Below are 17149 nucleotides of genomic sequence, written 5' to 3' on the forward strand. Positions count from 1 at the left end.
TTGAGCAAATTAGTCACTTTTACGCATGGAGCGGCAATGGGCGACGCGCCGAGACTCGACACCGACGTGCTGACGGTCGGGGTCACCTACCGCGACCTCATCATGACGGGGCTGCCTTCCCTGCCGCGGCTCGGAGAGGAGCGCCACGCCACGGCGCTACACGAGACCTGGGGCGGCATCAGCAACATGACGCGCGTCTGCCGGGCGCTCGGGCTGCGGACGGCCATGAGCACGCCGCTGGGCGACGACGTGGCCAGCGCGCAGCTCGTGTCCGACATGACCGCGCTCGGCATCGACATGTCACTCTCACGGACGCATCCCGGGTGGCGGCTCCCCACGACGGTGGCACTGTCGACGTCGGAGGACCGCGCCATGGCCACGGTCGAGGTGGCCCCGCCCGGGGGCGTGACCGCGCATCTGGACAATGCCTCTTTTCAGGCCGACTCCGTCATCGTCGATATGCGCGATCCGGTGCTGCCCTGGATCGACCGGGTCCGCTCCGAAGGAGCCGTCGTGTATGCCTCGCGCGGCTTCGACGCCACGGGAGCGTGGTCGACCGAGGCCCTCATTCGCGGCGGCGCCTGCGACGTCTGGATGCTCAACGAGCTCGAGGCCACCGCGTTCACGGGCGCGAAGGACGCACGGGAGGCCGCCCGGCTGCTCTCGGCCAAGGTGCCGCTGGTGGTGGTGACAAGGGGCGCCTCCGGGCTGCTGGCCGTGGACGCGGCCCGCGGCGAGGAGGCGGAGGCGCCCGCCTTCGCCGTCGAGGCGACCGGCACCACGGGCGCGGGCGACTCCGCGCTGGCCTCGTTCGTCTTCGCCAACCGACTGCCGAGTCTCACCCTTGCTCAGCGGCTGGACGTCGTGGCCTTCGTGGTCGCCACGATCCTCTCCAGCCCATCAGGGGCGGCCGATCCGCCCCACGCCGACGAGCTCCTCACCCGGGCACGGACCATTGATGACCCGCGCGCCGGACACATCGCCGCCGCCCTCGCTGGCCGGGCCTGAACGCGCGTCACCACTCGAAGGCGAGGTCCCTCGTCGGTCCCAGCGGCTCGATGTCGCGGAAGACGCCGACCGAGGGGTCGTCCAACTGTCCCTGCCGTGCGCCGATCGCGTCCAACAGGAGGCCTGCGACCTGATGGCTGCGCAGCGACCGCGTCGCGGCGGCCGGGGCCGGGAGCCGCCCACCCACGCGATGCACGATCAGGAAGCTACGCCGCACCTCGACCTCGTCCTCGCCGTGCCCGCCCTCGGCCTTGTGCCCGTGGTCGGTGGTCACAGCGATCAGCCAGTCCTCGCCCAACTGCTCGTGCCGCTCGGCGACGGCCTTGACCAGGTACCTGGTGTGCTCGTCCACGCGGCCGATGGCGGCGCGGTACTCGGCGGAGTCGGAGCCGAAGGTGTGGCCCGCGTCGTCGGTCCCCTCGAAGTAGACCACAGAAGCGTCGGGCCCTTCGTGCAGCAGCTTCCACGACGCCCACTGGCACACGGCGGCGTCGGCCAAGGCGATGCCGCGCCGCAGGTCGGGCTGAAACGCCTGGTGCTGTCCCGTCTTCTGCTGGTCGAGCCGCTGGTGGATCATCGGGCCGGGCCCCGCGGGATCGGTGAAGGCGTCCCAGGTGGCCGCCGCGAGCGTGCGGGCCTTCGGGTTGGCGAAGAAGACGCGCGACAGCAGGTCAGGGTTCCTGGCGAGGTCGTGCCCGACGAACTCGTTCCACCACACGTTGCACTCCTCGTGCGTCGCGCCGGTAAGGAGCGAAGACCAGCCGGGCCCGGAGTCGGTGGGCGGCGTCATCCACATCGGGATGATCCTCCCCTCCGACCGCGCATCGCCGACCGCGAGCCGCCGGAGCGTCGGCGCGAGGACTCCATGGCGTTCGGCTTCGGCCGGCGGCACGGTGCCGTCGGCACCTCCTGAGCCGAACCGTTGGTCCGACGGGTGGTCCGGTGCGGCGAAGAGCGGGTCGGCCGCGACCAGGTCGGGGAACGCCAGGTCGGCGCGCACGCCGTCGAGGCAGATGAGAAGCAGCTTCATCGGGACCTTCCAAAGCGGAGCGTAAGGATCTGGAACGGTCGGAGCGCGAGGCCGACGGCGGCGCCCGAGGCAAGGCCGTCGGCGGGCAGTGCCTGGGTCGGCTCCGCGACGGGGTCCTCGAGGAGGTCCACCTCCTGCACCGAGGCAGCGTCCCGGCCGAGCGTCAACGTGGTCGCGCTCCGGGCGCCGGCGGCCTCGTGCAGCCGGACGATCAGGTCGCCCGAGCCGTCGAAGGCGCGCTTGACGGCATCGATCACGACGAAGCGGTGCTTCGTCGGCGTGCCCAGCCGCACCAGCGGCCCGGCCTCGGCCGCGCCGTCGAGCGGCCGCAGCGGAAGGTTCAGCCGGATGCCCGCGCGGTGAGCCGCGCGCACGTCGGCGCCGACGGTCAGACTGTAGGCGAAGGTGTGCGAGCCGAGGTCGGCGGCCGGGTCCGGCGCGTTGGGCGCCCGCAGCAGCGTGAGACCGGCATCGACGCCGACGGTCGACGCGCCCGGTGCGGTGCGGGCCGGGTGGACGTCGTGACCGTAGCTGGAGTCGTTGGCCAGCGCGACGCCGTAGCCGGGCTCGCGCAGCAGCAGCCAACGCTGCCCCGACGTCTCGAACCGCGCCTGATCCCACGACGTGTTGACGGCGACGGGCCGCTCGATGTGGCCGAACTGGATCTCTGCGGTGGCGCGCGCGGCGCGCACGGCCAACGGGAAGCCAACCTTGAGGACGCGCGATCGCTCCCGCCAGTCGACGACCAGGTCGAAGTCCACGGCCGTCGACTCGGCATCGAGGGCGACGCCCTGCACGACCCGGGAGTCGCCGAACGAGCGGGTGATCTCGACGCGTGCCCGAAGCGGACCGGCCTGGACGATACGGAGGTCGTCGACGGCGTCGAGCGGCATGGCCTGGCGGCGGTACTGCTCCTCCAACTCCCAGGCGTCGAAGCAGCTGGGGTGGTCGGGATGGAGGGTGAGTAGGTTGCCCCGCCCCTCAGGGAGCAGGAGTTCCCGGCGTGCGGCGTGGTCCCAGACAGAGGAAAGCGTTCCGTCGGGCGCGATCCGCGCCCGTACGAGCCCGTTGTTCAGCACCACCGACGAGCCTTCCCAGGTCGCCTCGACGGCACGCGTCGGCTCGCGGACAGCCGACGAGAGGCCGGCGACGGAGAGCTCGGGAACCTCGACGAGGCTGAGCCGCCCGCCGATCTCGATCACCTCGCGACGAGCGTGTGAAGCGGCGTTGAGCACGCCCCCGGCCCCACCCGAGGACCGCGCAATGTGGGCGAGAAGGGTCTCCAACTCGGTGACGAGGGCGGCGAACTCCTCGGCGGCGTCGCGGTTCACCCACGCAGTGCTGCTGCCGGGAAGGATGTCGTGGAACTGCAGCAGGAGAAGCCGGCGCCAGAGGGCCTCCAATCGGTCGGCCGGGTAGTCGACCTCCGGTCCCAGCGCCGCGAGGAACTCGATGACGGACAGCAGCGACTCGCTCCGGCGGTTTCCCTGCTTGAGCGCATGCTGGGTGGTGTAGACGCCGCGGTGGAACTCCAGGTAGAGCTCGCCGGTCCAGGTCGGCGGGTCCGGGTACTCCGCGCGTGCCGCCGCGAAGAACTCGGCGGGGCCTCCGGGAGCGAGCCGAGGGGCGTCCTCCATGTCCGCGAAGCGGCGCACCCGCTCCATCATCTCCGGGACGGGACCGCCCCCGCCGTCGCCGTAGCCGTAGGGCAGCAGCGAGTGCGCGGCGCGGCCCTTCTCCTTGAAGTTGGCTTCGGCGCGCTTCACCTCCTCGGCGCTGACGATGCTGTCATAGCAGTCCACAGGCGGGAAGTGGGTCCAGATCTTTGTGCCGTCGATCCCCTCCCACCAGAAGGTGTGGTGCGGGAGGCTGTTGACCCGGTTCCAGGAGAGCTTCTGGGTGAAGAACCAGCGCATGCCTGCGAGCCGCGCGATTTGCGGGAGCGCGCCGGTGTAGCCGAAGGAGTCGGGCAGCCAGAGGCAGTCGGGTCTAGCGCCGAGCTCCTCACCCATCCACCGGAGCCCGGAGGTCAGCTGGCGCACGAGCGACTCGCCGCCGGGCAGGTTGGTATCGGACTCGACCCACATGCCGCCGACCACATGCCACTGACCGGCGGCGATGGCCTCGCGGACCCGGTCGAACACCTCCGGGGAGGCCTCCTTCAACCACTGGTAGTGCTGCGCGGACGTGCAGGCGAAGTGGAAGTCCGGGTACTCCTCGGCGAGCGCGGCCGTGTTGGCGAACGTGCGCAACACCTTGCGCCGGGTCTCGCGGATCGGCCAGAGCCACGCGGAGTCGATGTGCGCGTGCCCGACGGCGGTCATCCGCTGGGCGGAGCTGTTGGCTCCGCTGGCGATCAGGGGCGCGAGCACCTGCCGCGCAGCTGCCGCTCGGGCGACGATGTCGCCAGCGTCGACGACATCTGCCGCGTCCTCCAGACTGCGCAGCAGCCGGGCGCGATGCGTGGACTGCTCGGGCAGCTCGCGCATCAGGCCGTCGAGGACCTCGAGGTCGCACAACAGCGCCCAGGTCTCGTCGTTGCGGATGACGACGTCCGCCCCGCCGAACCGCCACACCGGGTCCGTGGAAGCCGTGCGGGTATCCCCCTGCAGCGTCGGCTCCATGGTGTGCGTCGACATGTTCGGGTTGGCCGCGGCCTCGACATAGAGGCGGAGCGTCCCTTCGTCGGCGAGCAGGGGACGGGACGCGCGCTCGGCGCGTGCGGCCAGTGCGCCGTGGTTCAAGGCGACGGTGCGGTTCATCGGGTTGACCGCCTTCAGGGGCCACCCGTCGTCGGTGAACACCATGCCCTCCGACTGGTTGCCAGCCCAGTCGCCAACGAACCCGAGATCGACGCGCAAGTCCAGCTTCTCGCGGAGCGCGTGGGCGGGGACACGACCCTCGACGCGCAGCCACCACGTGCTCCACGCCGGACCCCACCAGGTGCCCGGCGGGAAGTCCGCGTAGCTGCCCGCAAGGGCCTCCTCGAAGGCGACCGGCTCCCCGGGCGCGCGCCAGGCGGACACGTCGAGCCTCGTGACAACGGTGTAGAGCCGCTGGCTGACCCGCTCACGCAGCCGCGCGATGCGCTCCTCGACGAGCACCCTATCGTCATGCATGAGCCGCGTCCCGCAGGTAGTTCAGCTCCTCGAAGCTCTCGATCAGCTCGTCAAGAAGGGAGACCGCCACCTCGTAGGAGTCCACGAGCGGGTGATACATCAGCGCGAGGACCGCATCCTCGCGCGAGCCCTCGGTGGCAGCGGCGATCGTGTAACGCTCGACCACCTTCGCGTTGACGACGAGCCCACGGCCGTGCTCGGGCAAGACGGCGCCGGGCAGGCGCTGCAGGCCACGCCCGTCGACGCGACACGGGATCTCGACGACCGCCGCGTCGTCGAGATCGGGGAGGGTGCCGCGGTTGGCGACGTTCAGGATGAGGGTTGCCGGCTCGTCGTTGGCGATGGCATGCATGATCGAGAGGGCCACCTGGTCGTATCCGCCCGTCTCCAGGTCGGCGTCGTCACGCTCGAAGCTGCCCGCCGCCTCGCGGTTGGTGGCCATGTAGGTCTCTTCCCGCTCCCGGCGGGTACGCTCCCACAGGTCGTAGGCACCGTCGCCGGCGCGCCGCGCCTCGCGGTAGAACCCGGCCTGCTGCGCCTCGAGGAACACGCCGCGCGTCCGGTCGGAGGCTAGATCGATCGTGAGGTCCTCGCGGGAAAAGTAGTAGTAGTGCAGGTACTCGTTGGGCAGCGCTCCGAGCGTACGGATCAGGGGCGCGCCGAAGAGCCGGCCCTCCTCGAAGGTCTCGATGAGATCCGGGCGCGCCAGCAGCAGCGGAAGCACGTCCGTGCCATCGACGTGGAGCGTGCTGATCCAGCCGAGGTGATTCAGGCCCGCGTAGCCGATCCGGATCCGGTCGGAGCCCGAGTCGGGCGCAGGGACGTCGGCCGCGATCAGGCCGGCCCTGCGCAGCGCGTCGAGCGCGCGTCGCGCGAGCCCGAGCGGCGAATCACAGATGCCGATGACCCGGTCGCCCAGGTGGCGCTGCATGACCTCTGTGACGACGCCGGCGGGGTTGGTGAAGTTCATCACCCACGCGTGCGGGGCGTGCGTCTTGATCTTCTCGACGAGGTCGAGGACGGCGGGGATGCAGCGCAGTGCATAGGAGATGCCCCCCGCGCCCACGGTCTCCTGGCCGATGACGCCGTGGCGCAGCGCGACCTGCTCGTCGACGGCGCGGCCGTGCGTGCCACCGACGCGCATCGCCGAGAACACGAAGTCCGTTCCGGCGAGCGCAGTCTCGGCGTCGCTTGTCGTGATGACCGCCGGGGCCTCGTCCGCGTGCTGCTCGAGCTCGCGCAGCACCTCCGCGATGGCCCCGAGCCGGCTCTCATCGGTGTCGTAGAGCCGGAGTTCCGTCACCCGCTCCGCGGAGCGATCCGCGATCAGTGCCTTGTAGATGAGCGGTACGCGGAACCCGCCGCCGCCGATGATGGTGAGTTTCATACCAGCGTTACCTCCGTATCGTGCGTGCGGCAGTGCTCCACCAGTGAATCCGGCAGGCGCCGCGCGTCGGTGATGATGCCGTCGAGCCGACCGACCTCGAAGGGCGAGCTTCCGCCCTTTCCGGGGAACTTCTCAGAGTCGGCCAACAGGTAGGTCGTTGTGGCGGCCGCGTGGATCGCGCGCTTGATGCCGCTCTGCGAGTAGGACGTGTCTCTGACCCGGCCGGAGGCGGAGACGCCGGAACAGCCGAGGAATGCGATGTCGGCCTGCTGGTGGACGAGGGCATCCACCACCGGCGCGCCGGTGAAGCACTGGTACTGCTCCGACCAGTGGCCTCCGAGCAGGATGATGGCAGCCCGCCCGCCGGCACGCAGCACCTCGAAGGCGGGAAGGGAGGCGGTCAGCACCGTCACCTCCCGGTCCTTCAGCGCGAGCGCCAGATGGTGCACCGTCGTGCCGATGTCCAGGATGACCGTGGAGCCCTCTGGGACGAGCTCTGCGGCCGCAGTCCCGATGCGACGTTTGCCTGCGCCGGCGCGGACGAGCGCCTCCTGGAAGGGATCGTCGACGTCAACAGCGAGGCGGACCCCACCCCATGTCCGTTCCACCTTACCGAGGCGCTTGAGCTCGACGATGTCGCGGCGGGTCGTGGCGGGGCTGATGCCCAACTCTGCGGCGAGTTCCGCGACCGATGCCGCTCCCTTGGCCTGCACGAGGCCAACGAGCGCTTCGTGGCGCACTGTCTTCAACACCCGACCAATCTAGCGGAGATCCGAACCGCTCGCTCAGATTTACGCATTTCAATCAAAATCTTTCAGATAGTGCGCGAGGGTGCTAGATTTCCACCTGTCACAAGGATCGGGGACGATCGGAGGTACTGAACAACGAAGTCAACCGCCACGCTGTCGAGTCGCGGCTACTCGCTCTTTGCGCATTCCCCTCGTGTCCGGGTACCTGCCTAGACCGAGGGACACCCCTCATCTCGGACGCTGAGTCCCCACAACTACTCCAAATCAATCATCTTGCTCAATGGTTCCGCCGGTTTCGGCGGCTACCGATCGAACCGAAGGAGTTCGGACAATGACCGTTTCACGACGCACCCTCCTCCGCGGCGGCGCCCTCGGCGTCGGCGTCCTCGGGCTCGGCGGCCTCGCCGCCTGCTCCACTGCGGCCCCCGTCCCCGCCCCCACCGGTGGCGCCACGGGCGGCGCCGGTGCCACCCAGAAGATCCTGTGGACCTGGCCGGAGGGCTTCGGCAAGAAGGTCCTCGACGCGGTCGCCGCAGAGTTCTCGCAGTACCAGCTGCGCCAGGACATCATCGGCGGCGACTTCAAGCAGAAGCTGACGACGACCTTCACCGCCGGCACCGGGTTGCCGGACATCACAGGAGTCAAGGGCGAGGACATCGCGTTCTTCCGCACCCAGGCGAAGTACTTCGTCGACCTCAACACCGTCGGCGCGGCCGACATCAAGGACGCCTACCTCGACTGGAAGTGGGCCCAGGCGACGACGACCGACGGCCAGCAACTCGGTATCCCGATCGACATCGGCCCCACCGCGCTGTTCTACCGCTTCGACGTGTTCGAGGACGCGGGCCTGCCCTCCGACCCTGTCGAGCTCGCCGCGGCCATCCGCACCTGGGACGAGTACTTCGAGATCGGCAAGGAGCTACTGGCGAAGAAGCCCGACACGTACCTCGTGCGCAACACCGGCGGGCTCTTCGACACCGTGTGGAAGCAGAGCGGCAAGGGCTTCATCGACGAGAACGGCACCTTCATCGGCGATCAGGACCACATCAAGAACGCGTGGACCACCGCGATGAAGGCCCTCGACGCCGGGATCGTCGCCACGCTCGCCTCGAACACCGCCGACTCGGCCGCTGCCGTGAACGAGGGCAGGCTGCCCGCCGACTTCGGCGCATCGTGGCACCTCGCCGACCTAATGGTCGACGCGCCCGACACCGCGGGCAAGTGGCACGTCTGCGAACACCCTGGTGACGCCACCAACAACGGCGGCTCGTTCCTCACGATCCCCGCGGGCGTCAGCGACCCGGCCGCGTCCTTCGAGCTGATCTCCTTCATCCTCAACCCGCAGAACCAGGCATACGAGTTCGAGGACAAGGGCAACTTCCCGGCGACCCCCGCCTCGTTCGACATGCCGGAGGTCGCCGGTCCCGTCGAGTTCCTGGGCGGGCAGAAGGCCGCCGAAGTGTTCGGCCATGCCGCCGAGACGGTCCGGCCGCTGTTCGAGGACCCCAACGAGAACACCGTCAACGCCCCGTTCTTCGCCGAGATCGACCTTGTCGAGAACTCGAAGAAGGACCCCGAGAAGGCATGGGCCGACGCCGTCGCAGCGGCGAAGCGCCTCGCCAAACAAGTCGGCCTCACCGTCGAATGAGCGTCGCGACCACGCGGCGGGGGCGCATGTCGCCCCCGCCGGTGGACGGCTACCGCACGTCGTCCACCCGGCAGCGCATGAAGAAGGCGCTGCCGCAGTACGGCGCGCTCGGCCCGTACTTCTTCTTTTTCTTCGTGTTCGGCGCGATGCCCATGGTCTTCACCATGGTGCTCGCGTTCACGAACTGGTCAGGGCTGGGTGACATCACCTTCATCGGCTTCGAGAACTTCGGCTACCTCGTCACCGACCCGCTGTTCTACAAGTCTCTCCTCAACACCCTCATCCTCTGGGTCATGGGAACCGTGCCGACCCTGGCGCTGTCCACCATCGTCGCGCTGATGCTGAACTCGACCCTCCGGTTCTCCACCACCTACCGGGTCATCTACCTGATCCCCAACGTGACCTCCCTCGTCGCCATGGGTATCCTTTTCAGCTCGCTGTTCTCCAGCCAGTTCGGCCTGGCCAACGCCATCATCAACCTGTTCGGGTTCGGCAACATCGCCTGGCTGCAGAACGAGTGGGGCATCAAGATCGCGATCTCGGCCCTGACGGTGTGGTCCTTCGTCGGCTACAACTCGCTGCTGATCCTCGCCGGCCTCCAGGCCATCGACAAGACCCAGTACGAGTCGGCGGCGCTCGACGGCGCCAACGGCTGGCAGACCTTCTTCCGGATCACGCTCCCCCAGCTGCGCCCGATCGTGCTGTTCATCACCCTGATGTCGACGATCGGCTCGCTCCAGAGCTTCACCGAGGCGCAGGTGCTCACGTCGTCGATGTCGTCGGGCGCGGCCTCCGCGGGTGGCGTCGGCAACTCGGGTCTGACCATGGTGCTCTACTTCTACGCCGTCGCGTTCCAGGAGAACCGCTACGGCTACGGCGCCACCATCGCGTGGGGCGTGTTCGTCGTCGTGATGTTCTTCTCCGCCATCAACTGGCTCGTGACCCGTGAGCGCAAGGAGGCGGCACGATGAGCATGTCCGCAAAGGCCGTCCCCGCCGCGCTGGCCGGGCCGGCGATCGAGACCGGCAGCCCTCGCCGCCGACGGCCCATCAGGCCGAGTGTCTTCCTGCGCCATGGCGGCCTCATCGTCGGCGCGGTCGTCTCGCTGTTCCCGTTCTACTGGATGTTCGTGCTCGCGACGCATCCCTCCGCGGTGATCTACCAGTTCCCGCCGGTGATGACCCCGGGCGACAGGCTGGGCGCCAACATCGCGACGATCATGGAGAAGACCAACATCTGGGCGTCGATGACCAACACCGCGGTCGTCGCGCTGAGCGTCACCGTGCTTGTGCTGCTGGTCGCCTCCCTCGCCGCCTTCGCGTTCGCGAAGTACCAGTTCCCCGGCAAGAACCTGCTCTTCGCCATCGTGCTCGCGACGTTCCTGCTCCCCTCGCAGCTGGCGACGATCCCGCAGTTCCTGCTGATGAGCAAGCTGGGCTGGGTGGGCGACCTCAAGGCCCTCATCTTCCCCTCGCTCGCCAGCGCCTTCGGCGTCTTCTGGCTGCGGCAGTACGCGACCTCGGCGATCCCGAACGAGCTGCTGGAGGCCGCCACCATCGACGGCTGCGGGTTCCTTCGCCAGTACCGGCACGTCTGCCTGCCGACGATCCGCCCCGCGTTGGCGTTCCTCGGCATCTTCACCTTCATCGGCTCGTGGAACGACTTCATGTGGCCGTTGATCGTGCTGACGGACCCGAGCAAGCTCACCCTCCAGGTGGCGCTCAGTCAGTTGAAGACCGCACACGGGACGGACTACGGCATGCTGATGGCGTCGTCGCTGATCGCGGTGCTCCCCCTGCTCGTGATCTTCTTCCTCGGCGCGAAGCAGTTCATGTCGGGCATCACCGAGGGCGCGGTCAAGGGGTAGCGGCGCCCTGGACACGGCAAAGGGCCGGTGCCGATCGAGGATCGGCACCGGCCCTTTGCGGCTCTCAGAGCTGGTAGAACCGCACAATCGCGGCGAACTCGTCGGGCTGCAGCGACGCGCCACCCACGAGGGCGCCATCGATGTCGGGCTCCGACATGATCTGCGCGACGTTGCCGGACTTCACCGAGCCGCCGTACTGGATGCGCACCGCATCGGCCGTTGCGAAGTCGTACAGGGCGGCGACCTCTCGACGGATGGCGCCGCACACCTCCTGCGCGTCGGCCGGGGTGGCCACCTCGCCGGTGCCGATCGCCCAGACCGGCTCGTACGCAATGACGAGACCCGCGACCTGCTCGGCCGTGAGGTCGGCCAGCGTGCCGCGCACCTGGTTCAGGGTGTACTCGACGTGGTCGCCGGCCTTGCGGATGTCAAGGCCCTCGCCCACGCAGACGATCGGGGTCATGCCGGCCGCGAGGACCTTCTTCGCCTTCGCGTTGATGATCTCGTCGGTCTCGCCGTAGTACTCGCGACGCTCCGAGTGGCCGACGATCACGTAGGCAACGCCCAGCTTCGACAGCATGGAGGTGGAGATCTCGCCGGTGTAGGCGCCGTTGTCGTGCTGCGACACGTTCTGCGCGCCGAGACCGAAGTGCAGGCGGTCGCCGTCGATAAGGGTGCGGACGGTGCGGAGATCCGTGAAAGGCACGCACAGCACCGCGTCGGACTTCGCCGGGTCCCAGTCCTTGTCGACGAGGGTGTAGTGGAGCTTCTCCACCAGTCCAGTGGCCTCAACGTGGTCGACGTTCATCTTCCAGTTACCGGCCATGATCGGCTTGCGGCTCATCAGTTGTCCTCCTCAAGAACGGAAATACCGGGCAGTTCCTTGCCCTCCAAGAACTCGAGCGACGCACCGCCGCCGGTCGAGATGTGGCCGAACGCCTCGTCGGCATGACCGAGAACGCGGACGGCGGCGGCGGAGTCTCCACCGCCGACGACGGAGAGGCCATCGACCTCGGTGAGCGCCTGGGCGACTGCCGCGGTGCCGCTGGCGAGCGCCGGAATCTCGAACACGCCCATCGGGCCGTTCCAGAACACCGTCTTGGCGCCACGGATGGCATCGGCGTACAGCTTCTCGGTCTCGGGACCGATGTCCAGGCCCTGCTTGTCCTCGGGGATGTCGTCGACGGAGACGACGTCGACCTCGCCGATGACGGTGCGGGCGTCGAAATCCATGCCCGTCGCGACGCGCACGTCGACCGGCAGCAGGATCTGCTTGCCCTCCGCCTTCGCGGTCTCCAGGTAGCCGAGGCAGGTGTCGAGGTTCGACTCGTCCAGCAGCGAATTGCCGATGTTCTTGCCGAGGGCTTTCAGGAAGGTGAAGGTCATGCCGCCGCCGATGACCAGCGTGTCGGCGACCTTGAGCAAGTTCTCGATGACCGACAGCTTGTCCGCGACCTTTGCGCCGCCGAGGACGACGACGTAGGGGCGCGCGGGGGTCTCGGTCAGCTGCTTCAAGACGCCGACCTCCTTGGCGACGAGGAAGCCCGCTGCGTTCGGGAGAAGCTTGGCGACGTCGTATACGGAGGCCTGCTTGCGGTGCACGACACCGAAGCCGTCCGAGACGAAGATGTCACCGAAGGCCGCGTACTTGGCGGCGAGCGCCTGGCGCTCGGCCTCGTCCTTCGACTCCTCCGCCGGTTCGTAGCGCACGTTCTCCAGGAGGGCGACGTCACCGTCGGCCAGGGAAGCGACGGTGGCTTGCGCGGACTCGCCGACGACGTCACCGGCCAGCTTGACGTCCACGCCGAGCAACTCGCCGAGGCGGGCGGCGACGGGGGCCAGCGAGTACTTGGGGTTGGCCTCGCCCTTGGGGCGGCCCAGATGGGCCATGATGACGACCCGGGCGCCAGCCTCGCGCAGCGCGGTCAACGTCGGGAGCGCGGCGCGGATGCGGCCGTCGTCGGTGATGTTCTTCTCAGCGTCCAGCGGGACGTTGAAGTCGCAGCGGATGAGGACCCGCTTGCCTGAGAGATCGCCGAGATCTGCAACAGACTTCATTGATGAGCCTTCCTAGAGGGTGTTCGGGGGTTGGGGGGAAGCGCAGACGGCCCCGCAACCCATAGCTGGGGTCGCGGGGCCGTCTGTCAAGCCACTAAATCAGAGCTTGGAGGCGACGAGCTCGGTCAGGTTGACGAGGCGGTTGGAGTAGCCCCACTCGTTGTCGTACCAGCCGACGACCTTCACCTGGTTGCCGATGACCTTGGTCAGGCCGGCGTCGAAGACGCAGGAGGCCGGGTCGGTCTCGATGTCCTTGGAGACGATCTCGTCCTCGGTGTAGACGAGGACCTTGCCGTCGGCGGCGGCCTTGACGATCGCGTTGACCTCGTCGACGGTGGTCTCACGGGAGGCCTCGAAGGTCAGGTCGGTGGCCGAACCGGTGGGGGTCGGAACGCGCATGGCGTAGCCGTCCAGCTTGCCCTTCAGCTCCGGCAGCACGAGCGCGACGGCCTTGGCTGCGCCGGTCGTGGTGGGAACCATGTTGAGGGCCGCGGCGCGCGAGCGACGCAGGTCCTTATGCGGGCCGTCCTGCAGGTTCTGGTCCTGGGTGTAGGCGTGGATCGTGGTCATGAGGCCACGCTCGATGCCGAGACCGTCGTTCAGCGCCTTGGCCATCGGGGCGAGGCAGTTGGTGGTGCAGGATGCGTTCGAGATGATGTTGTGCACCGCGTTGTCGTACAGGTCGTCGTTGACGCCCATGACGATGGTGATGTCCTCGTTCTTCGCCGGGGCGGAGATGAGTACCTTCTTGGCGCCGGCGTCGATGTGAGCCTTGGCCTTGGTGGCGTCCACGAAGAAGCCGGTGGACTCGATCACGATGTCGACACCCAGCTCGCCCCAGGGCAGCTGCGCGGGATCCCGCTCGGCGAAGGCCTTGATCTCCTTGCCGTCGACGATCAGCGCGTCGTCGTCGTACGCGACCTCGCCCGGGAAGCGGCCGAGGATCGAGTCGTACTTGAGGAGGTGGGCCAGAGTCTTGTTGTCGGTCAGGTCGTTGACTGCGACAACGTCGAGATCGGCACCCGACGCGACGAGCGCGCGGAAGTAGTTACGGCCGATGCGGCCAAAGCCGTTGATTGCAACCTTAACGGTCATGAGGAATGTGATCCCTTTCGCTACCTTGCGCCCAAAGAGGCGCATACGGACGTGGTCATCCTAACCGTCTGAACCGTCCTGGCAACCGTAGGGGTCCAATATTGGCGGGATCTACTCTCCGTCGCGTAGCTCCGGGGGGAGGCTGGCCTCCGTGCCGGGGAGCCCCGCGTCCTCCGCCGCCTTGTCAGCGGTGGCGAGGAGCCTGCGGATGCGCCCGGCGATGGCGTCCTTTGTCAGCGGCGGGGTGTGCAGCTGGCCGAGCTCCTCCAGGCTGGCCTGGCGGTGGGTGAGCCGCAACTGGCCGGCCTCGCGCAGGTGCTCGGGCACGTCGTCGCCCAGGATCTCCATGGCTCGCTCGACGCGCGCGCTGGCCGTCACGGCAGCGCGGGCGGACCTTCGAAGGTTGGCGTCGTCGAAGTTGGCGAGCCGGTTGACGTTGGCCCGGACCTCCTTGCGCTTGCGGCGGCCGTCCCACTCGATGCGGGACTCGGCCGCGCCCATGCGGGTGAGGAGGTCCGCGATGGCGTCGCCGTCGCGCAGGACGATGCGTTCGACGCCGCGCACGTCGCGGGACTTGACGACGATGCCGAGGCGCCGGGCCGCGCCGACGAGCGCGAGCGCGGCCTCAGACCCCGGGCAGGTGATCTCCAGCGACATCGACCTCCCGGGCTCGGTCAGGGAGCCACGGGCGAGAAACGCCGCGCGCCACACGGCGACGGCGTCGGCGACCGAGCCCCCGACGACGGCGGGCGGCAGGCCGCGTACGGGACGACGGTGCTGGTCGACAAGGCCGGTGAGCCGCGCTAGCTGCTCGCCCTCGCGCACGACGCGGAGCGTGTAGCGGGGACCGCGACGCAGACCCGAGCCGTTGATCACGAGGAGCTCGGACTCGATCGAGAACAACTCACCGATGAAGGCGCGCAGCCGCCGGGCCGCCGCGCCCGTGTCGAACTCGGCCTCGACGACGATCCGTCCACCCACCAGATGCAGGCCGCCCGCGAAGCGCAGCATGGTCGCCACTTCGGCGCGCGCCACCGACGCGTGGGGGGCGGGCACGCTCGCCAGTTCGGATTTCACCTTCTGTGTCAAAGCCACCATGGCAGTGTGCCATACCCGGCCGGCCGCCTACCTCGAGATGACCTCGCTCAGCACCGCGGCCAGGCGATGCCGATCGTGCGTTGCCGAGCCGTCGCGCGCCGCGACGTCGGCCTTGACGAGACGCGCCCCCAGAGACGTGACGATCCCCTCGAGTTGAGGGTCGGTCGCGGCGAACCGCTCGTCTGCGATCACGACGTCGAGCCGCAGCTGTTCCACGTGCTCGACGAGCAGCTCGATGTGCCGCGAGGCGGTGAAGCCGTCGGTCTCCGCCGCGGGTGCGACGTTCAACACGAGGACCCGCTGCGCCGTCGTCGTCCGGATGGCCTCCGCGAGCTCCGGGACGAGCAGGTGCGGGATCACGCTGGTGAACCACGAACCCGGCCCGAGGACCACGCTGTCGGCCTCCAGCACCGCCTGCACCGCCTCCGGCCGCGCCGGGGGCCTGTCGGGAACCAGCCGGACGTGCTGCACGGTCGCGCGGGACTTCGCCACGGTCGCCTGGCCGCTGAGCGTGCACACCTCGTCGGGCGCGATCGGGTCGAGTCCGACCACATCGGCCTCGATCTCGAGCGGCACGGAACTCATGGGAAGCACGCGGCCGCGGGTGCGCAGCAGGCTGCCGACCATGTCGAGGCCGGCCACCGGGTCGCCGAGATGCTGCCAGAGGCCTGCGATGAGGAGGTTGCCGATCGCGTGGCCGGCGAGCGGCCCCTCGCCCGTGAACCGGGCCTGGAGCACGTCGGCCCAGGCGCGGCCGTCGTGGTCGTCGGAACACAGCGCCGCCAGCGCCATCCGCAGGTCGCCGGGAGGAAGGATGTCGAACTCCTCGCGCAGGCGGCCGGAGGAGCCCCCGTCGTCGGCGACCGTGACGACCGCGGTGAGGCGGTCGGTGATCCGCCGCAGCGCGGTCAGCGAAGCGGCCAGTCCGTGTCCCCCACCCAGCGCGACGACGCGGGGCAGGTCGTGGATGCTCATTCCTTGCCCAGGTCGCGGTGGAGGACGGTGCTCGGATAGCCGTTCTCGCGGAGGCGGACGGCGAGTTCCTCGGCCATCGACGTCGACCGGTGCTTTCCTCCCGTGCAGCCGATCGCGACCGTCACCTGCCGCTTGCCCTCGGCCAGGTAGCCGGGCGCGACCGTCGCGAGCAGCGACATCATGTGGTCTTGGAAGTCCTGGGCGGCCTGGTGCTTCAGGACGTACTGTGCGACGTCGCGGCTGAGCCCCGACTTCGGGCGCAGTTCCGGGATCCAGAACGGATTCGGCAGGAACCGGACGTCGAAGACCATGTCGGCGTCGATCGGGACGCCGTTCTTGAATCCGAACGAGATGAGTGAGATCTTGAGCCGGTCCGCGGTGTCGTCGCCGAAGTGGTTGGCGATCCGCTGAACCAGGTGCCGGGCGGACAGCCTGCTGGTGTCGACGACGATGTCCGCCTTTGCGCGTTGGTCGGCGAGCAGCAGCCGCTCGCGCCGGATGCCCTCCATCAGCCGGTCGTCGCCCTGCAGCGGCAGCGGGCGCCGGTTCGACTCCTGGCGCTGGACGATGACGTCGTCGTCGGCCTCGAGGAAGACGGTGGTGACGGTGGCGCCGAGCGCCTTGATGTCGGCCACGGCCTTCGGGAGCTGCTCGAACTGCTCGCGGGAGCGCACGTCGACGACGACGGCGATGCGGAAAGTGCCGTCGCGTCGCATGGTCTCCACCAGCGTGGGGATCAGCACCGGCGGGAGGTTGTCCACCACGTACCAGCCGAGGTCCTCCATGGTGTGGGCCGCGGTGCGCCGCCCGGCCCCCGACAGGCCGGTGATGAGCGCGATCTGCAACGGGTCCGTCATGCGGGCCAGCCTATCCCGCATCGACCCATCGGCGAGGCGCTGTCGGTGACGCCAGCGCTGCATCGTGACGCCTGCCTAGCGCACCGTGACGCCAGGGTCCCACCGACGACGCCAGCGTTACGTCGTGGCGCCTGCCCCGTACGGCCCTCCAGCGCAGGCGCCACCATCAAACGCAGGCGGCTTCGTCCGAGGACAGGCGTCACGGAGCCGCGCGAGCCGACACCGTGTCATCGCTTTGAGGACACAAGCACGGCAGCA

At 68.9% G+C, this 17149-nt stretch carries 14 protein-coding genes; 4 read left to right on the plus strand and 10 right to left on the minus strand.

Annotation, left to right across the window (positions count from 1 at the left end; all coding sequences use genetic code 11):
• Nucleotides 1-36: 36 nt before the first annotated feature.
• A complete protein-coding gene (locus tag IPJ61_RS07015; protein ID WP_297104642.1) occupies nt 37-1008 on the plus strand; it encodes a carbohydrate kinase family protein in 972 nt (323 codons plus the stop codon).
• Nucleotides 1009-1015: 7 nt separating this feature from the next.
• Here IPJ61_RS07015 and IPJ61_RS07020 read toward each other — a convergent pair whose 3' ends face one another.
• From IPJ61_RS07020 to IPJ61_RS07035, 4 genes are read right to left on the minus strand one after another with little or no spacing between them, the layout of a single operon-like run.
• Entirely contained in the window at nt 1016-2038 is a 1023-nt protein-coding gene (locus IPJ61_RS07020; RefSeq protein ID WP_297104645.1) for an alkaline phosphatase family protein, read from the minus strand.
• Entirely contained in the window at nt 2035-5157 is a 3123-nt protein-coding gene (locus tag IPJ61_RS07025; RefSeq protein WP_297104649.1) for an alpha-mannosidase, read from the minus strand. Before IPJ61_RS07025 ends, IPJ61_RS07020 begins: the two co-directional genes overlap by 4 nt.
• On the minus strand, nt 5150-6544 hold the full coding sequence (locus IPJ61_RS07030) for a 6-phospho-beta-glucosidase (protein WP_297104652.1): 1395 nt from the start codon (nt 6542-6544) through the stop codon (nt 5150-5152). Before IPJ61_RS07030 ends, IPJ61_RS07025 begins: the two co-directional genes overlap by 8 nt.
• Entirely contained in the window at nt 6541-7305 is a 765-nt protein-coding gene (locus IPJ61_RS07035; protein ID WP_459251270.1) for a DeoR/GlpR family DNA-binding transcription regulator, read from the minus strand. Before IPJ61_RS07035 ends, IPJ61_RS07030 begins: the two co-directional genes overlap by 4 nt.
• A 319-nt stretch (nt 7306-7624) precedes the next feature.
• Here IPJ61_RS07035 and IPJ61_RS07040 point away from each other — a divergent pair, with 319 nt between their 5' ends.
• The 3 genes from IPJ61_RS07040 to IPJ61_RS07050 all read left to right on the plus strand — a co-directional run bounded on the left by IPJ61_RS07040 (nt 7625) and on the right by IPJ61_RS07050 (nt 10808).
• Entirely contained in the window at nt 7625-8941 is a 1317-nt protein-coding gene (locus tag IPJ61_RS07040) for an ABC transporter substrate-binding protein (RefSeq protein WP_297104657.1), read from the plus strand.
• 77 nt (nt 8942-9018) lie between these two features.
• Nucleotides 9019-9912: a carbohydrate ABC transporter permease gene (locus IPJ61_RS07045; RefSeq protein ID WP_297105592.1), complete on the plus strand. Its 894-nt coding sequence runs from the start codon at nt 9019-9021 to the stop codon at nt 9910-9912.
• Nucleotides 9909-10808: a carbohydrate ABC transporter permease gene (locus tag IPJ61_RS07050; RefSeq protein ID WP_459251255.1), complete on the plus strand. Its 900-nt coding sequence runs from the start codon at nt 9909-9911 to the stop codon at nt 10806-10808. Before IPJ61_RS07045 ends, IPJ61_RS07050 begins: the two co-directional genes overlap by 4 nt.
• 64 nt (nt 10809-10872) lie before the next feature.
• Here IPJ61_RS07050 and tpiA read toward each other — a convergent pair whose 3' ends face one another.
• The 6 genes from tpiA to rapZ form a co-directional block, all read right to left on the minus strand.
• Nucleotides 10873-11652, minus strand: a complete 780-nt coding sequence (tpiA, locus tag IPJ61_RS07055) for a triose-phosphate isomerase (RefSeq protein WP_297104660.1) — start codon at nt 11650-11652, stop codon at nt 10873-10875.
• A complete protein-coding gene (locus IPJ61_RS07060) occupies nt 11652-12866 on the minus strand; it encodes a phosphoglycerate kinase (RefSeq protein WP_297104663.1) in 1215 nt (404 codons plus the stop codon). The genes tpiA and IPJ61_RS07060 overlap by 1 nt, the downstream gene beginning before the upstream one ends.
• Before the next feature lie 99 nt (nt 12867-12965).
• Nucleotides 12966-13961, minus strand: coding sequence for a type I glyceraldehyde-3-phosphate dehydrogenase (gene gap, locus IPJ61_RS07065; protein WP_297104665.1), 996 nt, complete (start codon nt 13959-13961; stop codon nt 12966-12968).
• 111 nt (nt 13962-14072) lie between these two features.
• Entirely contained in the window at nt 14073-15056 is a 984-nt protein-coding gene (gene whiA, locus IPJ61_RS07070; RefSeq protein ID WP_297104668.1) for a DNA-binding protein WhiA, read from the minus strand.
• Between the two features lie 30 nt (nt 15057-15086).
• Nucleotides 15087-16034, minus strand: coding sequence for a gluconeogenesis factor YvcK family protein (locus tag IPJ61_RS07075; RefSeq protein WP_297104671.1), 948 nt, complete (start codon nt 16032-16034; stop codon nt 15087-15089).
• A complete protein-coding gene (gene rapZ / locus IPJ61_RS07080) occupies nt 16031-16891 on the minus strand; it encodes an RNase adapter RapZ (protein WP_297104674.1) in 861 nt (286 codons plus the stop codon). The genes IPJ61_RS07075 and rapZ overlap by 4 nt, the downstream gene beginning before the upstream one ends.
• Between the last annotated feature and the right edge of the window lie 258 nt (nt 16892-17149).

The sequence above is a fragment of the Tessaracoccus sp. genome (genome assembly GCF_016714275.1).
GTDB lineage: Bacteria > Actinomycetota > Actinomycetes > Propionibacteriales > Propionibacteriaceae > Arachnia.

Excerpts from the sequence above, each read along its gene's own strand:
- IPJ61_RS07015 (WP_297104642.1), top strand. The coding sequence starts at position 37 with ATGGGCGACGCGCCGAGACTCGACACCGACGTGCTGACGGTCGGGGTC.
- IPJ61_RS07020 (WP_297104645.1), bottom strand. The coding sequence starts at position 2,038 with ATGAAGCTGCTTCTCATCTGCCTCGACGGCGTGCGCGCCGACCTGGCG.
- IPJ61_RS07025 (WP_297104649.1), bottom strand. The coding sequence starts at position 5,157 with ATGCATGACGATAGGGTGCTCGTCGAGGAGCGCATCGCGCGGCTGCGT.
- IPJ61_RS07030 (WP_297104652.1), bottom strand. The coding sequence starts at position 6,544 with ATGAAACTCACCATCATCGGCGGCGGCGGGTTCCGCGTACCGCTCATC.
- IPJ61_RS07040 (WP_297104657.1), top strand. The coding sequence starts at position 7,625 with ATGACCGTTTCACGACGCACCCTCCTCCGCGGCGGCGCCCTCGGCGTC.
- IPJ61_RS07045 (WP_297105592.1), top strand. The coding sequence starts at position 9,019 with ATGAAGAAGGCGCTGCCGCAGTACGGCGCGCTCGGCCCGTACTTCTTC.
- IPJ61_RS07050 (WP_459251255.1), top strand. The coding sequence starts at position 9,909 with ATGAGCATGTCCGCAAAGGCCGTCCCCGCCGCGCTGGCCGGGCCGGCG.
- tpiA (WP_297104660.1), bottom strand. The coding sequence starts at position 11,652 with ATGAGCCGCAAGCCGATCATGGCCGGTAACTGGAAGATGAACGTCGAC.
- IPJ61_RS07060 (WP_297104663.1), bottom strand. The coding sequence starts at position 12,866 with ATGAAGTCTGTTGCAGATCTCGGCGATCTCTCAGGCAAGCGGGTCCTC.
- gap (WP_297104665.1), bottom strand. The coding sequence starts at position 13,961 with ATGACCGTTAAGGTTGCAATCAACGGCTTTGGCCGCATCGGCCGTAAC.
- IPJ61_RS07075 (WP_297104671.1), bottom strand. The coding sequence starts at position 16,034 with ATGAGCATCCACGACCTGCCCCGCGTCGTCGCGCTGGGTGGGGGACAC.
- rapZ (WP_297104674.1), bottom strand. The coding sequence starts at position 16,891 with ATGACGGACCCGTTGCAGATCGCGCTCATCACCGGCCTGTCGGGGGCC.